Source organism: Polymorphospora sp. A560 (assembly GCF_045781765.1).
In the GTDB taxonomy this organism is placed as follows: domain Bacteria; phylum Actinomycetota; class Actinomycetes; order Mycobacteriales; family Micromonosporaceae; genus Polymorphospora; species Polymorphospora lycopeni.
This window is the reverse complement of sequence record NZ_CP122282.1, coordinates 2431581-2447789: the sequence shown is the minus strand read 5'-3', so window position 1 is coordinate 2447789 and position 16209 is coordinate 2431581. Positions and strand designations below refer to the sequence as shown.

The window sequence follows — 16209 nt, the reverse complement described above, 5'->3', positions numbered from 1 at the left end:
CCATCAGTTGTCATCCCCGGATGGCCGCTTCACTCCCCGGCATCGCCGGTCAGGAACCGCTGGACGGTCTCGGCGTATCCGGTGGGGATGTGGCCCGTGTCGGCCACAAGGGTGACGTCCGCCCCGGGGACCAGATGACGCAGTCGGCGGGCGCTGTGGTGGGAGTCCAGTATCCGGTCCTTCTCTCCGGCGATGAACAGCAGCGGCACATTCAGCCCACGCAACCGGTCATCGCCGAAGACCGGCAGCCGGTCGCGCCGGGGCCGGTAGCTCTTGTGGACAAGCCACAGGTAGTCGTCGAAGGCCTTCAAGGTGGCGGCCATGGGCCCCGAGACCGGCGCCCCGGCAGGGCCGAGTACGTACCGCATCCCCGCACGCTGACCACGCTCGCCGAACGGCATGAGGAACAGCGACGTGATGATCGCGCCGTACCTCTGGCGCCCGATGCCGGCGGGCACGAGTAGTACGAGCTTCGTGACCCGCTCCGGTCGACGCAGGGCATAGTCGAGCGCCAGCCATCCGCCCAGCGACGTGCCCACGACTGCCGCCTGGGTGACACCGAGCCCGTCCCACACATCGTCGAGCCACGTTGCGTAGGCGTCGGAGTTGGGAGACGGCCGGGACGGTGCGCTCAGGCCGGGCTCGCCGATGACGTCGACGCTGTACACCCGGTGCGACCGCGCCCAACTTTCCACATCGCCCAGCCAGGCCGCCGAGTTGAAGCCGGCACCGTGCAGAAGGACGATCGGCGGGGCGTGTTCGTCGCCGCAGGCAACGACAAACGTGTCGCCCTGGCGGGTGGGAAGCACCGACTCCGTCGACGGAACGGGCCAGCCGTCCAGGAACACGCGGTAGCGCTCCTCGACCGCGCGGCGTGCGTCGTCGGAGCGGTAGATCGAGGTCACCACTCCACCTCCGCGAAGCTGCTGACAAGGCTGACCACGGTGTTCTCGGCGCTGCCGACGGCCACGAACCCGGTGCAGCGGCGTTGGGAGTCACGAACGGTACGGAGGTGTGGGCCGCGCATGGCGGCCATGTTCTCGGCGGGGGAAAACACCGTCACTGACACCTGTCGAAGTCTGCTCTAAAAGACTCTATTGCGCAACCCTAAAGGTCTTATAGGGATGTTTAGGGAGCCCCTTCCCGTCACGCCCTTCATGTCAGACGCAGACGCGAACGAGGCTGCCGATCGGGCCGGCGCCGGAGCCGACACGCTGCACCAACCTTCCTCAAGGTCCACTCACGTCGCCACGGGCGGGCCGACCATGTGTTCAACCAGTCGTGGGGTGGCGAGCACCGTGGCGTTCCACTGGTGGAGCGTCGCGGCGGCGGCTAGATCGCCGGCACAGGCATCTCGGTAGGGCCCAGGCGCTCCACGACAGTCGCTGCTCCAGGGGTGCGGCCGGTTGTCCAGTTCGGTCAGCTCGATCGGTTGACCGGCGCGGCCGGCCGGTGTCAAACACGGTCACGCCGGCGTACCTGATGGCGCGAGGGCCTCGGTGCGCAGGGGGTTGTCCCTATGGGGTTCGTCAAGCGGCGGGGCGTGGTTGGTAGTGGGCTTTGTCGCGGAGCATGGCGAACAGGACGTCGCAGCGGCGTCGGGCGAGGCAGATCAGGGCGGCGTTGTGTCGTTCCCAAAACGCAGCCTCTGGGCGACGGGCATGGGTCGGCCACTGAGCGGGTGGTCGTCGCCGAACTCGCCAACTTCGGCATCGATCATGGCTCAGGCTGGTCTGCTGAGGACGTCGGTAGATCATCCGCGCCTCAACGCGGCTCCCCCGTAGCTAATCTGCCTGTTCTGGCTGGCGGTGGATTGTGAGCAGCGCGATGTCGTCGATCGGCTCGCGGTTGACCAGTTTGGTCATCACTGTGGAACAGACCGTTTCGGCCGGGCCGGGTTCGACGGCTGCCCGCAGTCGGTCCAGACCAGTGTCGATGAGTTCCCCACGGCGTTCGACCAGACCGTCGGTGTAGCAGAGCAGGACGGCGCCGTCCGGGAAGTCGATCACTGTCGTACGGCGCGATCGTCCGCCGTCGAAGCCCAGCGGATGGTCAACCGGCAGCGACAGCAGTTCAGCCGGCCGGTCCCGGCTGACAAGGACCGGCGGCGGATGGCCCGCCACCGAGAGGTGAACGCAATCGCGACCCGGCGGCAGCATGGCGTAGATAGCGGTCGCAAGGTGACCAGCCTCGAAATGGCGGATCTTGCGGTCGAGACGGGTGAGTACCTCGGCCGGATCGGCACATTCCAGCGCGTACGCGCGAAGCGCGCTGCGTAGGCGCCCCATCACGACGGCGGCGTGTAGTCCGTGGCCGGCAACGTCGCCGATCACGACGCCTAGCCAGCCGGACGGGAGTGAGAATATGTCGTACCAGTCCCCGCCGACGCCGGTGTCGTGTCCTGGAAGGTACCGGGCCGCGAGGTCGACCCCAGGGACCGTAGGTAGCCGCGGCGGTAGCAGGCTGCGTTGCAGCGCGAGCGCGGCGGCGCGGTCGAGGTGGCTCAGTCTGGCCTGGGTGGCCTGGGTGGCTCGGTCTGCTGCGAGTTGCAGAAGACCGATGTCGTCACTACTGAACTTGCGGGGACGACTGCCGCCGACCTGCAGCACGCCGATGACGTCGGTGCCAGCGATCATCGGCACTGCGAGCAGCGATCGCAGTGCCGACGCGGAAGCCAGGCCGGGCAGCTCACCTGGTTCGGCCTGCTCGACGACGACCGGCAGCCGGTCCCGGAGGACGCGGCCGGCGGTTCCCTGCCCGACCGGGACCCGTACGTCGACGCCACCACCGTGCACCGACCCAGACACTGCGACCTGGACCAACTGCTGGGCATGCGCGTCGAGTTGCAGGAGGGTGGCGACGTCCACCTGCAGGATTCGTCGTACCCGGTCGAGTAGTTCCGTCAGCATGTGACCGACCTCCATCTGGGACAGGCTGGCGTCGACCACCGCCTCCATTCGGCGTAGCCGTTCGTCGTCACCCAAGCCGCTCGTCGTCACCCGCACAGGGTATGAGAGGCCTCGTCGTAGTAGAAGGCGGTACCTGAGCCGCGGAGGCGGTCAGCCTGCCCGGACATTTTGGGGGCAGCCAGGCGATGCGCGAGCCGGTAACGGTCGACGGACATACCACCACGCCCGGTAGCGACAGCCTCTAGCTACGCGCGTCCTTGTAGAAAATCTATGTGTGAGTTGGTAGACATGCTCGCCGTCGCCGGTTATGGTTTCTCGGGTTGAAAGCGAAGGAACGACAAAGGACGCGGACGAACCCGCCCCGACGAGGCGAGGGAGCAGGGGCCAACAAGCCACACGGCCCTGCTCGGCACGAGAAGTGCCACGCAGTTGGAACGACAGCACCACCAGCACCTCGTAGTTGAAGTGGAAGTTCAGTACGGCAGCACCCCGGGGGGTGAGGCATGCTCCCGGGCGCACCGAAGTGGCGGGGCCGACGTCAGATTTCAGGGTTCCGCTGCTAGCAGTAACCGTTCCGTCGCAGGTGCACGGGGCCATGAAGTCGCGTGAGGTTCCGACACCGGCGGACAGCAAGTAGGAGTAGAGGAAGTCTGAGGAAAGGGAGGGCCGTACACACCGTTGGATCGCCCGCTGCCGGCCGCATCGACTGGGCTGGGCGCGGACACCGTTGTCTCCATCGAACGAGAGGTGGTCTCCGGTCACGCTTACGCGATCCCCGCACCCGAAACCGACTCGCGCGGCTGGTGCGGACATGACAAACCGACGTTCCCGTCGGTGAATGGTGTTTTTGACCCGTAACCCTTGGGCCCCGGCGCTACGGCGCCGGGGCCCTCGTGATGGAGGTGTACATGACACAACCGGATGACAGGCTCGACGACGAGGATTACCCGGCCTACACGATGGGCCGCGCGGCCGAGATCGTCGGCTGCTCGCCAGACTTCCTGCGCCGGCTCGGCGAGGCGAAACTGATCGACCCGCACCGCTCCGGCGGCGGCCACCGCCGCTACTCCCGATACCAACTACGCCTGGCCGCCCGCGCCCGCGAGATGTGCGACCAGGGCACCGACATGGCCTCCGCCGTACGGATCATCATCCTCGAAGACCAACTCGAGGAAGCCCTGCGGCACAACCAACAGCATCCCGGCTGACCACACCCGACCCGGCGACAGACCGGGCGACGCAACCGCCACACGGTCCCTCCCCTCAGGGCAGGGGCCGTTCGTCGTCACCGCCCGCAGCCCCGGCCTTATGCCGCAGACGCCCGGACGGGCGCAACGACTCGTCCCAGCCGCCATCCCGCCCTAGCCGGTCCGCCCGCGCCGTGATGTCGTCCGCCTGCACCAGCACCGCGTCGCCCAAAGCCCGCAACCGCGTGGCCCTCTGCCCGCTCGGCGTCGCCGCGGCACTGGAATACAGGATCGCCGCAGCCTGTCTCAACTGCTCAGCCGTTGCCCGCATCACCGCAGCGGTACGCGCCCGTTCCTGACAGTGCGCCCGGTACCCGGCATCCACCCACTCACCGGTACCCCGCCAGGCGAGCGTCATATCCTCAGCATGCCACCCGACAGGACAGCCACGCTGGATGGGCGCCGGCACAGGATGCCGCGTCTACGGGTGGCCCCGCGAACCGTGTCGCGGAGGCATGGTCCTCCTGCGATCACGTGAGGCATGTCGGCGCTGGAGTTGATCGAGCACGGCCGTCCGGAGGACGGTGTCGATGACCCGGTGTGCGGCGCAGTGCGACGCCCCGAGGGGAAGCTGAAGTGGATCTTCGTAAGAGGTTGGCACTCGACGCGAAGGAGTGCTAAAAAGGACCCGTCGCTGCTGGTCGATCGCGGTGATGCACCGCGGGAAGCCTGCAGTGGCTCGGCAGAATCGATCTTTGGCCGAGTGCCACGTGTCCGCCGGAAGGCCCGGCGGACGGCTCTGGAGGAGGTATCCGTGGTGCTGACTTTCGATCCTTTCCGCGAGTTCGACCGCGTCGCCGGTCAGGTGTTCGGTACCGGTACGGCCATCGCAGGCGCCGCTACCCAGGCGATGCCGCTGGATCTCTACCGCTCCGGTGACCACTACGTCCTGCACTGCGACCTCGCCGGCGTCGATCCCGGCTCGGTGCAGGTCGACGTCGACCGGCGGGTACTGACGATCCGCGCCAAGCGTTCCGCCCGCACCGACGACGACGTGCAGTGGGTCCGACGCGAACGACCGACCGGCACCTTCGAGCGGCGGATCGCCCTGGGCGACGGGCTGGACCTCGACAAGATCGCCGCGACCTGGCAGGACGGAGTCCTCACCCTGACGATCCCGCTCGCCGAGGCGTCCAAGCCGCGCCGTATCGCGATCACCGCCACCGACGGCCGCCGGCACGAGGTCGTCGAAGGTTCCGCGACGCCCGCCCTCACCAAGTCCTGACCACCTCCACACCGCCACGGCCGGGGGCGAGAGGTTCCTCTCGCCCCCGGCCGGCCCGAAACCGCGACCTGCCCGCGGGTTGGTGCTCGATCTGCCTGGTGCACTGGCTGCGCTGGGTCTGTCCGATCGCCCTCGACACGGCGAGTTCAGGACTGAGATGCGTTGAGTACTGTGCTGATCGAGGCAGTGACGCAACCACCTCTCCACGGTCCAGCCGCCAGCTGTGCGCTGGCCCTGGTCGAGGCGAGCCACTGGTCGCGCGCCCGTCGGGCGGCGGCCTAGTACTCCAACGTCACTTGGCTTTGGCGTTGGGCGTGGCGCGGGTACGAGGACGGCCACCGCGGCGATCATCGATGGTTTGTGAGGACAACCGAAGATCGTGCGGTGGCCGCGTGCCACAGCGTAGACCCCGCCAGGTGGCGGGTCGTCCTAAACGAGGCCGTGACGCGTGTCGCCGGCAGGTTCGCCCGGGCGCAACCGCGGGCGACCACGGCGCGGTTCGTGGAAGGGCTGCTGTCCGGTGTGGAACGCAAGACCTGCTGGTCGCTTGCCGAACACGCGGGTGACGCCGATCCGCAGGCGATGCAGCGACTGCTGCGTACCGCGGTGTGGGACGCCGACGCCGTCCGCGACGACGTACGTGACTGGCTGGTCGAACAGCTCGGTCACCCCGACGCCGTGCTCGTCGCCGACGAGACCGGCTTCCTGAAGAAGGGCGCGTGTTCGGTCGGGGTGCAGCGCCAGTACACCGGCACCGCCGGGCGTGTGGAGAACAGCCAGGTCGGGGTGTTCCTGGCCTACGTGTCACCGGCGGGCCGCGCGATGATCGACCGTCGGCTCTACCTGCCGGAGACGACCTGGTGCGACCAGCCCGAACGCCTCACCGCCGCCGGCGTCCCCGACCAGGTCGGCTTCGCCACGAAACCGGCCCTGGCCCGACAGATGATCACCGCCGCGATCGACGCCGGTGTCCCGGTCGGATGGGTGACCGCCGACGAGGTCTACGGCGCCGACCCCGGCCTACGCACCGACCTGGAAACCTACGGGATCGGCTACGTCCTGGCAGTCGGCTGCGACCGGCGCGTGGCGGTCAACGACGGCCGCACCCTCGTGCGCGGCGACACCCTCGCCGAACGGATCCCCACCACCGGATGGCAACCACGCAGTTGCGGACCGGGAGCCAAAGGACACCGCGACTACCTGTGGGCCTGGATCACCACCGCCACCCGACCCGGCGAACACCGGTGGCTACTCATCCGCCGCAACCGCACCACCGGCGACCTCGCCTTCTACCTGTGCTGGTCACCCCGCCCCGTACCGCTACACACCCTCGTACGAGTGGCCGGCTCCCGCTGGAGCATCGAGGAACTGTTCCAGACCGGCAAGGGCCAGGTCGGACTGGACCACTACCAGGTCCGCGGCTGGACCGGCTGGCACCGGTTCATCACCCTCGCAATGCTCGCCCTGGCCGTCCTGACCACCCTCGCCGCCACCGTCCGACAGCCCGACCCCGACCCGCAGGTCATCGCGTTGACCGTCGCCGAGATCCGCCGACTCCTCAACGCCCTCGTCCTCACCCATCCACTCCCACCAGCACACACCATGCACTGGTCCATCTGGCGACGAACATCCCAAGCCCGAGCCCGACGATCCCACTACCAGCGCAGACAGGCGAACTGACGTTGGAGTACTAGGGCAGGTAGCCGCCCGGGCACGCGTACGGAGCGGCCGGCCATGTGGGTGCCGCAGCGGAGCGATGACGCGCATCCCTTTGGTCTCCTTCCGGTAGAGGCGTGGGTCAGCGGGCGTCGCGGTGGGCGTCCCGGACCTCGCGGGGAATCGGGCCGTAGCTGAGGTGCTGGCGCTGATGCGGGACTTCCTGGACCGCGTCCACCCGTAGCAGCGCCCAGTCCCGGTCAACGTCATCGATAACTGGATCGACCAGGTCGGCGTGGTCCCCGCCTGGCGGGCCGGCGGGCGGAGCCCACCGGTGACAAGCGGGCCGACCGACTGGTCGCGTTGCGTAATGTGCCTGAACTGATCGACCAGTTGCGGTTCGCGAGTTCGGATCGGTCACTGTTTCCGGGGTGCCGCACGTCTACCGGACGGGGCGAGGATGGCCTCCACGACCACTGCGGTCATGTCGGTAGCGGGCGTCCGCGCATTCGGGGGTGGGGGCACCGTCGGCGAGGAGCGCCGTCGAGGCGGCGGTAGCCGGCGGCGGTGGTCGGGAAGCTGGCGGAGGTGACCTGGACGCCGAGCGCGGTGATCACCGCGGCGACGTGGGCGTCCTTGTGGGTGCCGATGCCGAGGATGATCTCCTCGCCGGCCGGGTCGGGCGCGCTGTCGGCGGTGGTGGCTGGCATGCTGGGCATGGACTGTTCGTCTCCTGCTGGCTTGGGACGGCGGATGGCCATCGCCAGGCCGGCAGGGCGGTCAGAACTGTGATGGTGCCCTTGTTCGCAGCAAGGCCCCTATCGGGACACGCCCTACCGGTCTGGTGACAGCAGGCCCTCCCGCGAGCCACAGTCGACAGATCGGAGCGAAGGCATCGACTGAGCCGGTTGCGTTGCGGGTCAGACCACGGCCCGCGGAAGCACGGCTCCTACGATCTCAGAACCGCACCATCACACTCACAGTTCACCTATGTGTCTCGATTTACCGCAGTCAGCGGCTGGCGCCGTCGAGCGCGGCGAGTTCGTCGGTATCCAGAGCCAGCCCCGCGAAGGCGATGATCTCGGTCAGCTGGGCCGGCGTGCGGGCACTCGCGATGGGAGCGACAACCGTCGGCTGGTGGGCAAGCCAGGCGAGGGCCACCGCGCCGAGCGCCACCGCACGCCGGTCGGCGATCACCCTCAGAGCGTCGATCACCCGCTCCCCGCCGCGTTCCCGGTACCGGTCTGCGGCCGCCCGGCGGGCGCTGGCCGGCGCCGACCCGCTGCTGTACTTGCCGGTCAGGTATCCGCTCGCCAGGCCGTAGTACGGGAAGCATGCCAGGCCGTGCCGGGCCACCACGGCCCGCAGGTCCGTCTCGTACGCCTCCCGCTCGACCAGGTTGTAGTGGGCCTGCAAAGCGACGAACGGCGCCCAGTCGTTGGCGGCCGCGGTCTTCAGCGCCTGGTCCAGCCGTTCGGCGCCGTAATTGGACGCGGCGACGTACCGGACCTTGCCGGCCCGGACCAGGCTGTCGAAGGTCTCCAGCGTCGCCTCGAGCGGGGTCTCGGTGTCGTCGAGGTGGGCGTACAGCAGGTCGACGTAGTCGGTGCCGAGCCGGCGTAGTGAGTCGTCGACCGCGGCACGGACGGTCGCCGGCGCCAGCCCTTCCATGCCTGGCATCCGGCCGCACTTGGTCGCGATCACCAGCTCACCTCGGTCGACGCCGGTGGCCAGCCACCGTCCGATGATCGTCTCCGATTCGCCGCCCACGTTGCCGGAGACCCATGAGGAGTACTGGTCGGCCGTGTCGACGAAGTTGCCGCCGGCCGCGACGTACGCGTCCAGCACGGCCCGGGACTGCGGTTCGTCGCAGGTCCAGCCGAGGACGTTGCCGCCGAAGCAGAGCGGCGCGACCCGAAGGTCGGTGCCGGCGACGGGCAGCCGTGCGGCGAGGGCGTTGCGATCAGACAAGAGTCCGTCCTCCGTCGACGTGGATGACCTGGCCGGTGATGTAGGCCGATCGGGGCGAGGCCAGCAGGGCGACGACGCCCTGCACGTCCTCTACCAGGCCGAGGCGCCCGGCCGGGACGAGCCCGGTGAGCGCGTTCTCGACCCCCGGCTTGGCGAGATGGCCGATGGTCAGACCGGTCGGTGTGTAGCCCGGCGCGATCGTGTTCACGGTGACGCCGGCCGACGCCCACTCGTGGGCCATGACCCGGGCGAACTGGTTGAGCGCCCCCTTGGAGGCCGCATAGGCGCCGTGGTCCCGGTGCGCCAGCGTCCCGGCCACTGACGAGAAGAGGATGAGCCGGCCCTGGCGCCCCGCCGTCATGATCGCGCCGGCGGCCTGTGCGAAGTGGAACGCCGAGTCGAGGTTGACCGTGAGCAGGTGCCGCCAGGCGTCTGCGGTGACGGACAGGACGGGCTGCCGGTCGTTGACGCCGACCGCGTGGACGGCGACGTCCAGCCCACCCAGCCGGGCGGCCATCTCGTTGACGGCGGCGCGCGTGGCTTCCCGATCCGTCAGGTCGACCTGCCGGGTCGGCAGACCCGGATGGGCGGTCGCCAGCTCGTCGAGGGTGTCCGCCGACCGGTCGAGGGCGGCACAGACGCAGCCTAGCTCGGCGAGAGCCTCGATCACCGAGCGGCCGAGCCCGCCCACACCGGCGACCAGGACCCGCCGTCCGGTCAGTCCCCACCAGTCGGCCGTCACCGGGCCCCCTCGGCCGCGGCGATCATCCCCGTGACCGCATCGAGGCTCGCTACGCACCATTCCTCCAGAAGCTCCGGGCTGGTGAACGGGTCGATCGTCAACCAGCCGTCGTATCCGTCCGCGACCAGTCGGTCGATCAGGGCGGGCCAGCCGACGGCGCCCTGGCCCACGACGACGGCCAGGAAAGGCCCTTCGAGCCCGTCGACGAAGAGCCGCCGCGCCTCGGGCCGGTCGCGATGCGCTTCTTCGAAGCGGACGCAGTCCTTGGCGTGGACGCCTCCGATGTACGCCCGCAACCGCTCGTACGCCTCCGGGAACGCCGGCTCGCCGACGGCCACGAAGTTCGCCGGGTCGTAGCAGACGCGCACGCCGTCAGGTCCGGTTCGCCGGGCGAGCGCTTCGAGACTCTCCACGGATCGCGAGGCGTTGACTCCGTACACGTCCTCGCCGCGCTGGTCCAGGTTGTTCTCCACCAGGACCGTGAGGGAGCGGCTCGCGGCCTCGTCGAGCAGTGGCGCGAGCTGGTCGGCCAGGATGTCGACGGCCTCGCCCCGGGTACGCACGTCGGGCGTGGCGCAGTACACCTGGATCGCCGGCGCGCCGAGCGCCACGGCGTCGTCCATGGCCGCGACGACGACGCGCCGGGCGTCGTCGGGCCGCGTGGCGCCGCCGAGCCGGATCTGCTTGCTCGGCACGTTCACGCAGCAGACGCTCATCCCCGCGTCGTCGAGCAGGCGCCGGTAGCTGCCGGCCGAATGCGTGCCGCGGTTCCAGGGCCAGTAGTCGATGCCGGTCACGCCGAGGCGGCCGGCGAATGCCAGCAGATCTTCGGCGGAGTAGCCGTCGAACGAGAATCCGGACAGCGCGATCCGCGGGCTCACCGGGTCACCTCCGCGTTCAGGTCGGCGAGGACCTCCAGGCCGGTGGAGACGAGCCGCTTCTCCCATTCGGTTGTCGGCCCGGCCGGCCGCAGGTAGTTCTGGTGCGACTCGATCTCGTACCCGCCCTGCTCGAAGGCGGCCGCGGTGGGCACATAGAACAGCACGCCGTTCGTGTAGCCGCTGACCAGCGTGGTGCGGAAGGGAGAACCGGCCCGGATCTGGAGCCCGATCTCCACGAACAGCTCGGCCGGTATGCCGATCAGCGCCAGGTCTCCGATCCGGATGCCCTGGACCTCAACGTCGACCGTGAGCGTTCTTTCGTGCCGTGCGGCCTCCATCTGCATCCGGGTCCAGATGACCCGCCGCCGCGCCCGCAGCCGGCTCGGCAGGTCGGACTCCTGGCTCCGCACGGCGTCGAGGTTTTCGACGGCCGCGGCGTACTCGGCGGCGGCCTCGTCGGGGGCCGGCAGCTCGCGCAGTGGCAGCGTGACCGTGGTCGAGATGCTGGCCACGACCGGGTCGGTGTGCCGGGCGTCCTGGTACACCCAGCCGGTGACCGACGAGTTCGAGGTTGACGAGCGCCAATGCACCCGGTGGTCGCGGACTCGGTGCTCGACGAGCCGCTGGTACACGCGGACTGCTTCGCAGCCAAGCTCGGTGCCGAGCCGGTCGGCCTCGCGGACCCCATCGTCGCCGGTCACGATGCCGCACAGCGGGTCGATGTCGCCGGCGCAGCCTTGCAGGAAGAGAGCCGTCGCGCCGGTGAGCCGCTCGGTGACCTCGCGGGCCGCGCCGACGTAGTCGGGCGAGATCAGGCCGGACTTGGGGCCGAGCACGTCCGGGTGGCAGGAGTAGTGCACCACCGCCGCGATCGGCCGGCCGCCGACCTCGTCGAAACGCACGACGCCCACGGTCGGGTCGACGATGCCGTCCGGGTTCTCCCCCAGCAGCAGGTTGCCGTCGGGGCCGACCTCGCGGCGGTTCACGCCGACCGTCACCGCGCCGGTGCCGTGCCCGACGACCGCGGGACGCGCGCCCGCGACCGCGACCGCGCAGATGCCGGCGGCCTTCGCAACGACCCCCCGGAAGTAGACCTCGGCGAGTTCGACCTGATCGGCCTCGGTCTCCGGATCGAACTCCTGGGCGCTGGGCGGCGCCGGTGTCGCGTGCGAGTGGCTGACGTTGACGAAGATGTCCGCCGGGCCGATCCGCTCGACGACGGCGCGGCGGAGGTGCGCGACCTCGTCCGGTGAGAGGTGGATGAGGTCGCAGGCGAGGACGATGACCGTCGTCCGGCCGCCGAGCAGGGCGAGTGCGCTGAGGGTCAGCGGGCGGTCGACCGCCTCCGACGCTCCCTCGCGCAGCGTCCCGGTGAGGCGCATGCCCACCGGCGGGGTGATGTCGGCGCGGGCGACGCCCACGCGCAGGTGAGCGGCGGCGGGGTCGGTGTCTGAGGTCATGGAGATCCGTCCGGGTTCGTCAGAGGGGCGAGGGCGGAGAGCGCGGTGAGCAGGGCTTGGAGGGCGTCTCCCTGGGGCGCCCGCAGCGGGGCGCTCACCTGTGGGGACGCGATGATGCCCCAGTGCCACAACGCGGTCTTGACGGCGCAGATCGCGGTGGCGTTCACGGAGGTCGCGACGGCGTGTGCGGTCAACTGCTCGTACGCGGAGATCGTGTCCACGTCGGCCCGCGTCTGGTCGCCCGGGTTGAAGAACGCCCGGCGGCAGGCGGACGGGGCGACGTTGGCCATCGCCGGCACGACCCCGTGGGCGCCGACGTCGGCCGCGACGTCCACAAGGGTCCGTGTGCCCAGCAGCATCGTGAACCCGTCGGGCCCGACCACCTCGCGGGTGCGGTCCGCGACGCGGCGAAACCACTGCAGGTCGTTCTGCGAGTCCTTGATTCCCTGTAGGACCCCGTCCGCCGCCAGTGCCACGACGCCCGCCGCCTCCAGTGCCGGTCGGACGTTCTGTGGGATGTTGTAGGCGAACAGCGGAACGTCGGGGTGAGCGTCCTTCAGCGCCCGGTAGTGCCCGTCGATCTCCATCGGGCTGTGTGGGTAGTAGAAGGGCGGCGTCGCCGCCAGGGCGTCGGCGCCGGCGCGGATCGCGTCCCGACCGGTGCGGATCGCGAGCGCCGTACCGGGTTGGCTGACGTTGACCACGACCGGAACCCGTCCAGCGACCTCGTCGCAGACCACCTCGACCAGGCGGGTGCGTTCCGCGGCGTCCAGCGCGGCGAACTCGCCGCTGGTGCCGAGCAGCCACAGCCCGTCGGTTTCCGCGGACAGCAGCGCCCGGACGAGACGCCGGGCCGAGGTCTCGTCGACGGTCTCGTCCGGATGCATCGGGGTGACCATCGGCGCGATGACGCCGTGCAGGCGGATGGCGGTCATGTGACGCTTCCAGTGGTGGTGGGCTTTGGCACCGCCCGGACGGCCGGGAGCCCGTCGAGGACGGCCAGCACGTCGGTGGCGACACCGACGGATACGCGGCGCGCGGCCTGTTCGGTGAGGGCGGCGCTGTGCGGGGTGAGGAGGGTGTTGGGCGCGGAGAGGATCGGGGTGGACGGCTCCGGCGGCTCCTGCGCGAACACGTCGAGCCCGGCCCCGGCGATCGTGCCGTCGGCCAGCGCCGCGGCCAGGGCGTCCTCGTCCACCACGGCTCCCCGGGAGACGTTGATCAGCAGGGCGTGCCGGCGCATCGCCCGAAGCTGCGCGGCGCCGACCAGGTGGCGGGTCTGGGGCGTCAGCGGGACGTGGACGCTGACGACGTCGCTGTGGCGCAGCAGGTCGTCGAGGCTCACCGGCGACGCGGCAGGCCCGTCGGCGCCGGCGGCGCGGAACGGATCGTGGTAGAGCACGCGCATGCCCAGGCCGCGGAGGCAGATGGCCGCGACGGCGCGGCCGATGGAGCCGAACCCGATGACGCCTACGGTCGCGCCGGCCAGCTCGGATCCGCCCAGCGTGTCGCGGGCCGACCAGTCCCGTTCGCGTACCGCGCGATCCTGCCGGTGCAGCCGCCGGGCCAGCGCGAACATCATGGCGATGGTGTGCTCGGCGACGGACTGCGCGTTGAGCCCGGCGGTGTTGACCACGGTGACCCCGTGCTCGGCCGCGGCGTCGAGGTCGACGTTGTCGACGCCGACGCCGTAGCGACCCACCACCTTCAGGCGCGGCGCACGGCGGAAGAACGCCCGGTCGAGCCGCCCCCGGGCACGCAGGATCACCGCGTCGACCCGTTCGGCGTGCTCCAGGAGGCTCGCGGGGTCGACCGACGCCGCGAGCGTGACGGTGGCCCGCTGCTCCAGCAGCCGGTGCCCGTCGGGGTGGATGGGCTCGGAGAGCAGTACGACGGGCCTCATCGCACAATATCCACTGTAGAGCCGGAGTGGACGAAGGACCGCGCGTTCTCCAGTGCCGCCGCGATCGCCCGTCGCCGCACCTGTGGTGCCCCGGCCGCGACGTGCGGGCTGAGGACCACGTTGTCCAGGGCGAGCAGCGGGTGGTCGGCAGGGAGCGGCTCGGGGTCGAGGACGTCCAGTCCGGCTCCGGCGAGCGCGCCGCTGGCGAGCGCCTCGGTGAGGGCGGTGAGCTCGACGAGCCCACCGCGGCCGGTGTTCACCAGGATCGCTGTCGACTTCATCGACGCCAGCTCGACGCGTCCGAGCGTGGGACGGTCGCCGCGGGCGTACCGGAGATGGAGGCTGACCACGTCGGAGCGTTCGAGCAGGTCCGGCAGGGACGTGAGGCGTACGCCGTCGGCCCCGGCCGCCCACCGTACGGAGTCCTCGCGGCTCGCTGTGGCGAGCACGCGCATGCCGAACGCGGCGCCGAGCTGGGCCGTCCGCCGGCCGACGGCCCCGAGGCCGACGACGCCGAGCACCCGGGACGCGAGTGTGGTGCCCCAGCAGTCAGGTGGCGGCAGCCCGGCACGGACCCGGCGGTCGGCCTGGAGGAGGGACCGGGTGACCGCGAGTATGAGCGCGAACGTGTGTTCGGCGATCGCGTCGGTGCCGTAGTTGGCGATGTTGCTCACGCGCACGCCGCGGGCGGCGGCACGGTCTACGTCGACGAGGTCCCACACACCGGTGCCGGGGAAGGACAGCAGGCAGCCGCTCGGCACGAGCGCGAGCAGCCGGTCGTCGACGGGCTCGTCCACGCAGAGGGCGGACGGCGGCGCGACCGTCCCCGACTCCAGGAGTGCCCGCAGTGAGTCGTACCCGACGGCCGGCTCGCCCGCCTCGCCGGCCCACGCCGCAGGGACGTAGACGGTGCCCGCGCTCATACCGACCCCGCCATCGCGTCGACGGCGTCCAGCACCTGGGCGACGCCGTCGAGGCTGAGTGGTGTCGCGACGCTCTCGTACCGGTTCTTGGCCATCTCGTCCGGAGGCGACAGGTAGCCGGGGTAGTCGTTGGCGTAGCCGGCGACCCGCAGCAGCGTGTCCGGGGTACGGGTCTGCAGGCGCAGTGCGGTCTCGACGAACGGCTCGCCGGGGATGCCCAGCAGGACCAGGGGGCCGAGGCGCAGCAGCGACACCTCGGTCACCAGGGACCGGGCGGTGCGCCACACCTTGGCGACGGCGGGGCTGTGCGGGATGTGTCGCAGCAGGCGGTCGAGCTGGTCCGCCGGCTTGAGGGGCGCCTCGACGGTCCGGAGCGCGCCGCCGACACCCTGTCCCGGCCGCAGCGGGCCGGTGGCCGTCACCGCGGCCGTCCGGAGCACCTCGCCGCCGAGTGCCGTGGCGAAGCGGGCCGCTACGGGGATCGAGCGGATCCTCGGGTCCCGGCCACGCCGACCGGCGAGTACGACGTTTTCGCCGTCGGGGTACGGGAAGGCGCGCGGGTTGATGTTGCCGGCCCCGCCGTTGACGAACAGGGCGACCCGGGGACCGCCGGGCACGGCCTCCAGCATCGCCGAGCACAGGCCGGGGAACTCGCCGGAGATCGACCGGTTGTGCGTCCCGACGATCACGGGATGGCAGGCGTACCCGTAGACGAGCGCCAGGCAGGACCCGTCCGCGCCGTCGAAGCGCACCACCGGCACGTCCGGGTCGACCGGTCCTGAGGCGTCCCGTCGGTTGATCGTCAGACCCGCGAGGCGCCCGACGCCGACTCCGGCCGTGGCCGGCTGCCGGCTTCCCACCGCCTCGGCGACCGCCTGTACCACCCCGTCTACGACCGCCGCCGTCACCGACGGGTCGACCGGCTCCCACTGGCCGGTGAAGTCCGGGCCCGAGTGGTTGTGTGTCGCCACGAGCATCACGGAGGTCTCCGGAATCCCGTAGGCGTCCCGGACCCGTCGCCGCACGGTGGCGGTGACCGCGGCGGTGACGACGCAGACGTCCAGCGACACCAGGACCGCCGTGCCGTCGGCGTCCGTCAGTGCCACCGCGCGGGCGTACGTCGGGTCGGCCACGTCGACGAAGTCGCCGGTCCGGCCGATGTACCCGTCGTGGTCGCGTGGGCCGCCGTCGATCGGATGGATGACCGGGTATCCGGCCATCGGGACGGCCGACCGGGGCGTGATGTCCACCCGGCCGACCCCCACCTGGAGATTGCTCATGGCCTCGGCGCC

At 70.6% G+C, this 16209-nt stretch carries 16 protein-coding genes; 3 read left to right on the top strand and 13 right to left on the bottom strand.

Translation table 11 applies throughout. The features are described from left to right. Window positions 1-29: 29 nt before the first annotated feature. The 3 genes from QCD66_RS11130 to QCD66_RS11120 all read right to left on the bottom strand — a co-directional run bounded on the left by QCD66_RS11130 (window position 30) and on the right by QCD66_RS11120 (window position 2957). Entirely contained in the window at window positions 30-905 is an 876-nt protein-coding gene (locus QCD66_RS11130; RefSeq protein WP_375736860.1) for an alpha/beta fold hydrolase, read from the bottom strand. Further along, complete coding sequence (locus QCD66_RS11125) at window positions 902-1069, bottom strand: hypothetical protein (protein WP_375736861.1); 168 nt, start codon at window positions 1067-1069, stop codon at window positions 902-904. Before QCD66_RS11125 ends, QCD66_RS11130 begins: the two co-directional genes overlap by 4 nt. 715 nt (window positions 1070-1784) lie before the next feature. Continuing rightward, window positions 1785-2957 (bottom strand): PP2C family protein-serine/threonine phosphatase, encoded by a 1173-nt coding sequence (locus QCD66_RS11120; RefSeq protein ID WP_375736862.1) that lies wholly within the window; start codon window positions 2955-2957, stop codon window positions 1785-1787. 860 nt (window positions 2958-3817) lie between these two features. Here QCD66_RS11120 and QCD66_RS11115 point away from each other — a divergent pair. Beyond that, the gene (locus QCD66_RS11115) at window positions 3818-4117 is read left to right on the top strand and encodes a MerR family transcriptional regulator (protein ID WP_357544294.1); all 300 of its coding nucleotides are present in this window, start codon (window positions 3818-3820) and stop codon (window positions 4115-4117) included. A gap of 55 nt (window positions 4118-4172) precedes the next feature. Here the strand turns inward: QCD66_RS11115 and QCD66_RS11110 are convergent, their stop codons facing one another. Beyond that, window positions 4173-4514: a hypothetical protein gene (locus QCD66_RS11110; RefSeq protein WP_375736863.1), complete on the bottom strand. Its 342-nt coding sequence runs from the start codon at window positions 4512-4514 to the stop codon at window positions 4173-4175. A gap of 123 nt (window positions 4515-4637) precedes the next feature. Between QCD66_RS11110 and QCD66_RS11105 the strand changes: the two genes are divergently transcribed. After that, window positions 4638-5381, top strand: coding sequence for an Hsp20/alpha crystallin family protein (locus QCD66_RS11105; RefSeq protein ID WP_407567108.1), 744 nt, complete (start codon window positions 4638-4640; stop codon window positions 5379-5381). Window positions 5382-5822: 441 nt separating this feature from the next. After that, window positions 5823-7061: an IS701 family transposase gene (locus QCD66_RS11100; protein WP_407567107.1), complete on the top strand. Its 1239-nt coding sequence runs from the start codon at window positions 5823-5825 to the stop codon at window positions 7059-7061. A 458-nt stretch (window positions 7062-7519) separates the two neighbouring features. On the opposite strand, the gene QCD66_RS11095 is transcribed toward QCD66_RS11100, so the two are convergent. The 9 genes from QCD66_RS11095 to QCD66_RS11055 form a co-directional block, all read right to left on the bottom strand. After that, window positions 7520-7756, bottom strand: a complete 237-nt coding sequence (locus tag QCD66_RS11095; protein ID WP_375736407.1) for a hypothetical protein — start codon at window positions 7754-7756, stop codon at window positions 7520-7522. Window positions 7757-8048: 292 nt separating this feature from the next. After that, window positions 8049-9008 carry an aldo/keto reductase gene (locus QCD66_RS11090; RefSeq protein WP_375736408.1) on the bottom strand — a complete coding sequence of 320 codons (960 nt, stop codon included), beginning with the start codon at window positions 9006-9008 and terminating at the stop codon, window positions 8049-8051. Continuing rightward, window positions 9001-9750: an SDR family NAD(P)-dependent oxidoreductase gene (locus QCD66_RS11085; RefSeq protein WP_375736409.1), complete on the bottom strand. Its 750-nt coding sequence runs from the start codon at window positions 9748-9750 to the stop codon at window positions 9001-9003. Before QCD66_RS11085 ends, QCD66_RS11090 begins: the two co-directional genes overlap by 8 nt. Next, window positions 9747-10631: a sugar phosphate isomerase/epimerase family protein gene (locus QCD66_RS11080; RefSeq protein ID WP_375736410.1), complete on the bottom strand. Its 885-nt coding sequence runs from the start codon at window positions 10629-10631 to the stop codon at window positions 9747-9749. Before QCD66_RS11080 ends, QCD66_RS11085 begins: the two co-directional genes overlap by 4 nt. Continuing rightward, window positions 10628-12091 (bottom strand): hypothetical protein, encoded by a 1464-nt coding sequence (locus QCD66_RS11075; RefSeq protein ID WP_375736411.1) that lies wholly within the window; start codon window positions 12089-12091, stop codon window positions 10628-10630. Before QCD66_RS11075 ends, QCD66_RS11080 begins: the two co-directional genes overlap by 4 nt. Next, a complete protein-coding gene (locus QCD66_RS11070) occupies window positions 12088-13026 on the bottom strand; it encodes a dihydrodipicolinate synthase family protein (RefSeq protein ID WP_375736412.1) in 939 nt (312 codons plus the stop codon). Before QCD66_RS11070 ends, QCD66_RS11075 begins: the two co-directional genes overlap by 4 nt. Further along, entirely contained in the window at window positions 13023-13994 is a 972-nt protein-coding gene (locus QCD66_RS11065; protein WP_375736413.1) for a hydroxyacid dehydrogenase, read from the bottom strand. The genes QCD66_RS11070 and QCD66_RS11065 overlap by 4 nt, the downstream gene beginning before the upstream one ends. Continuing rightward, window positions 13991-14917: a 2-hydroxyacid dehydrogenase gene (locus QCD66_RS11060; protein WP_375736414.1), complete on the bottom strand. Its 927-nt coding sequence runs from the start codon at window positions 14915-14917 to the stop codon at window positions 13991-13993. Before QCD66_RS11060 ends, QCD66_RS11065 begins: the two co-directional genes overlap by 4 nt. Continuing rightward, window positions 14914-16197 (bottom strand): neutral/alkaline non-lysosomal ceramidase N-terminal domain-containing protein, encoded by a 1284-nt coding sequence (locus QCD66_RS11055; RefSeq protein WP_364222500.1) that lies wholly within the window; start codon window positions 16195-16197, stop codon window positions 14914-14916. Before QCD66_RS11055 ends, QCD66_RS11060 begins: the two co-directional genes overlap by 4 nt. Window positions 16198-16209 lie beyond the last annotated feature (12 nt).

What these genes read in the sequence shown, in the direction of transcription:
- QCD66_RS11120 (WP_375736862.1), bottom strand. Translation starts at nt 2,957, where the DNA reads ATGGAGGCGGTGGTCGACGCCAGCCTGTCCCAGATGGAGGTCGGTCAC.
- QCD66_RS11115 (WP_357544294.1), top strand. Translation starts at nt 3,818, where the DNA reads ATGACACAACCGGATGACAGGCTCGACGACGAGGATTACCCGGCCTAC.
- QCD66_RS11110 (WP_375736863.1), bottom strand. Translation starts at nt 4,514, where the DNA reads ATGACGCTCGCCTGGCGGGGTACCGGTGAGTGGGTGGATGCCGGGTAC.
- QCD66_RS11105 (WP_407567108.1), top strand. Translation starts at nt 4,638, where the DNA reads ATGTCGGCGCTGGAGTTGATCGAGCACGGCCGTCCGGAGGACGGTGTC.
- QCD66_RS11095 (WP_375736407.1), bottom strand. Translation starts at nt 7,756, where the DNA reads ATGCCCAGCATGCCAGCCACCACCGCCGACAGCGCGCCCGACCCGGCC.
- QCD66_RS11075 (WP_375736411.1), bottom strand. Translation starts at nt 12,091, where the DNA reads ATGACCTCAGACACCGACCCCGCCGCCGCTCACCTGCGCGTGGGCGTC.
- QCD66_RS11070 (WP_375736412.1), bottom strand. Translation starts at nt 13,026, where the DNA reads ATGACCGCCATCCGCCTGCACGGCGTCATCGCGCCGATGGTCACCCCG.
- QCD66_RS11065 (WP_375736413.1), bottom strand. Translation starts at nt 13,994, where the DNA reads ATGAGGCCCGTCGTACTGCTCTCCGAGCCCATCCACCCCGACGGGCAC.
- QCD66_RS11060 (WP_375736414.1), bottom strand. Translation starts at nt 14,917, where the DNA reads ATGAGCGCGGGCACCGTCTACGTCCCTGCGGCGTGGGCCGGCGAGGCG.
- QCD66_RS11055 (WP_364222500.1), bottom strand. Translation starts at nt 16,197, where the DNA reads ATGAGCAATCTCCAGGTGGGGGTCGGCCGGGTGGACATCACGCCCCGG.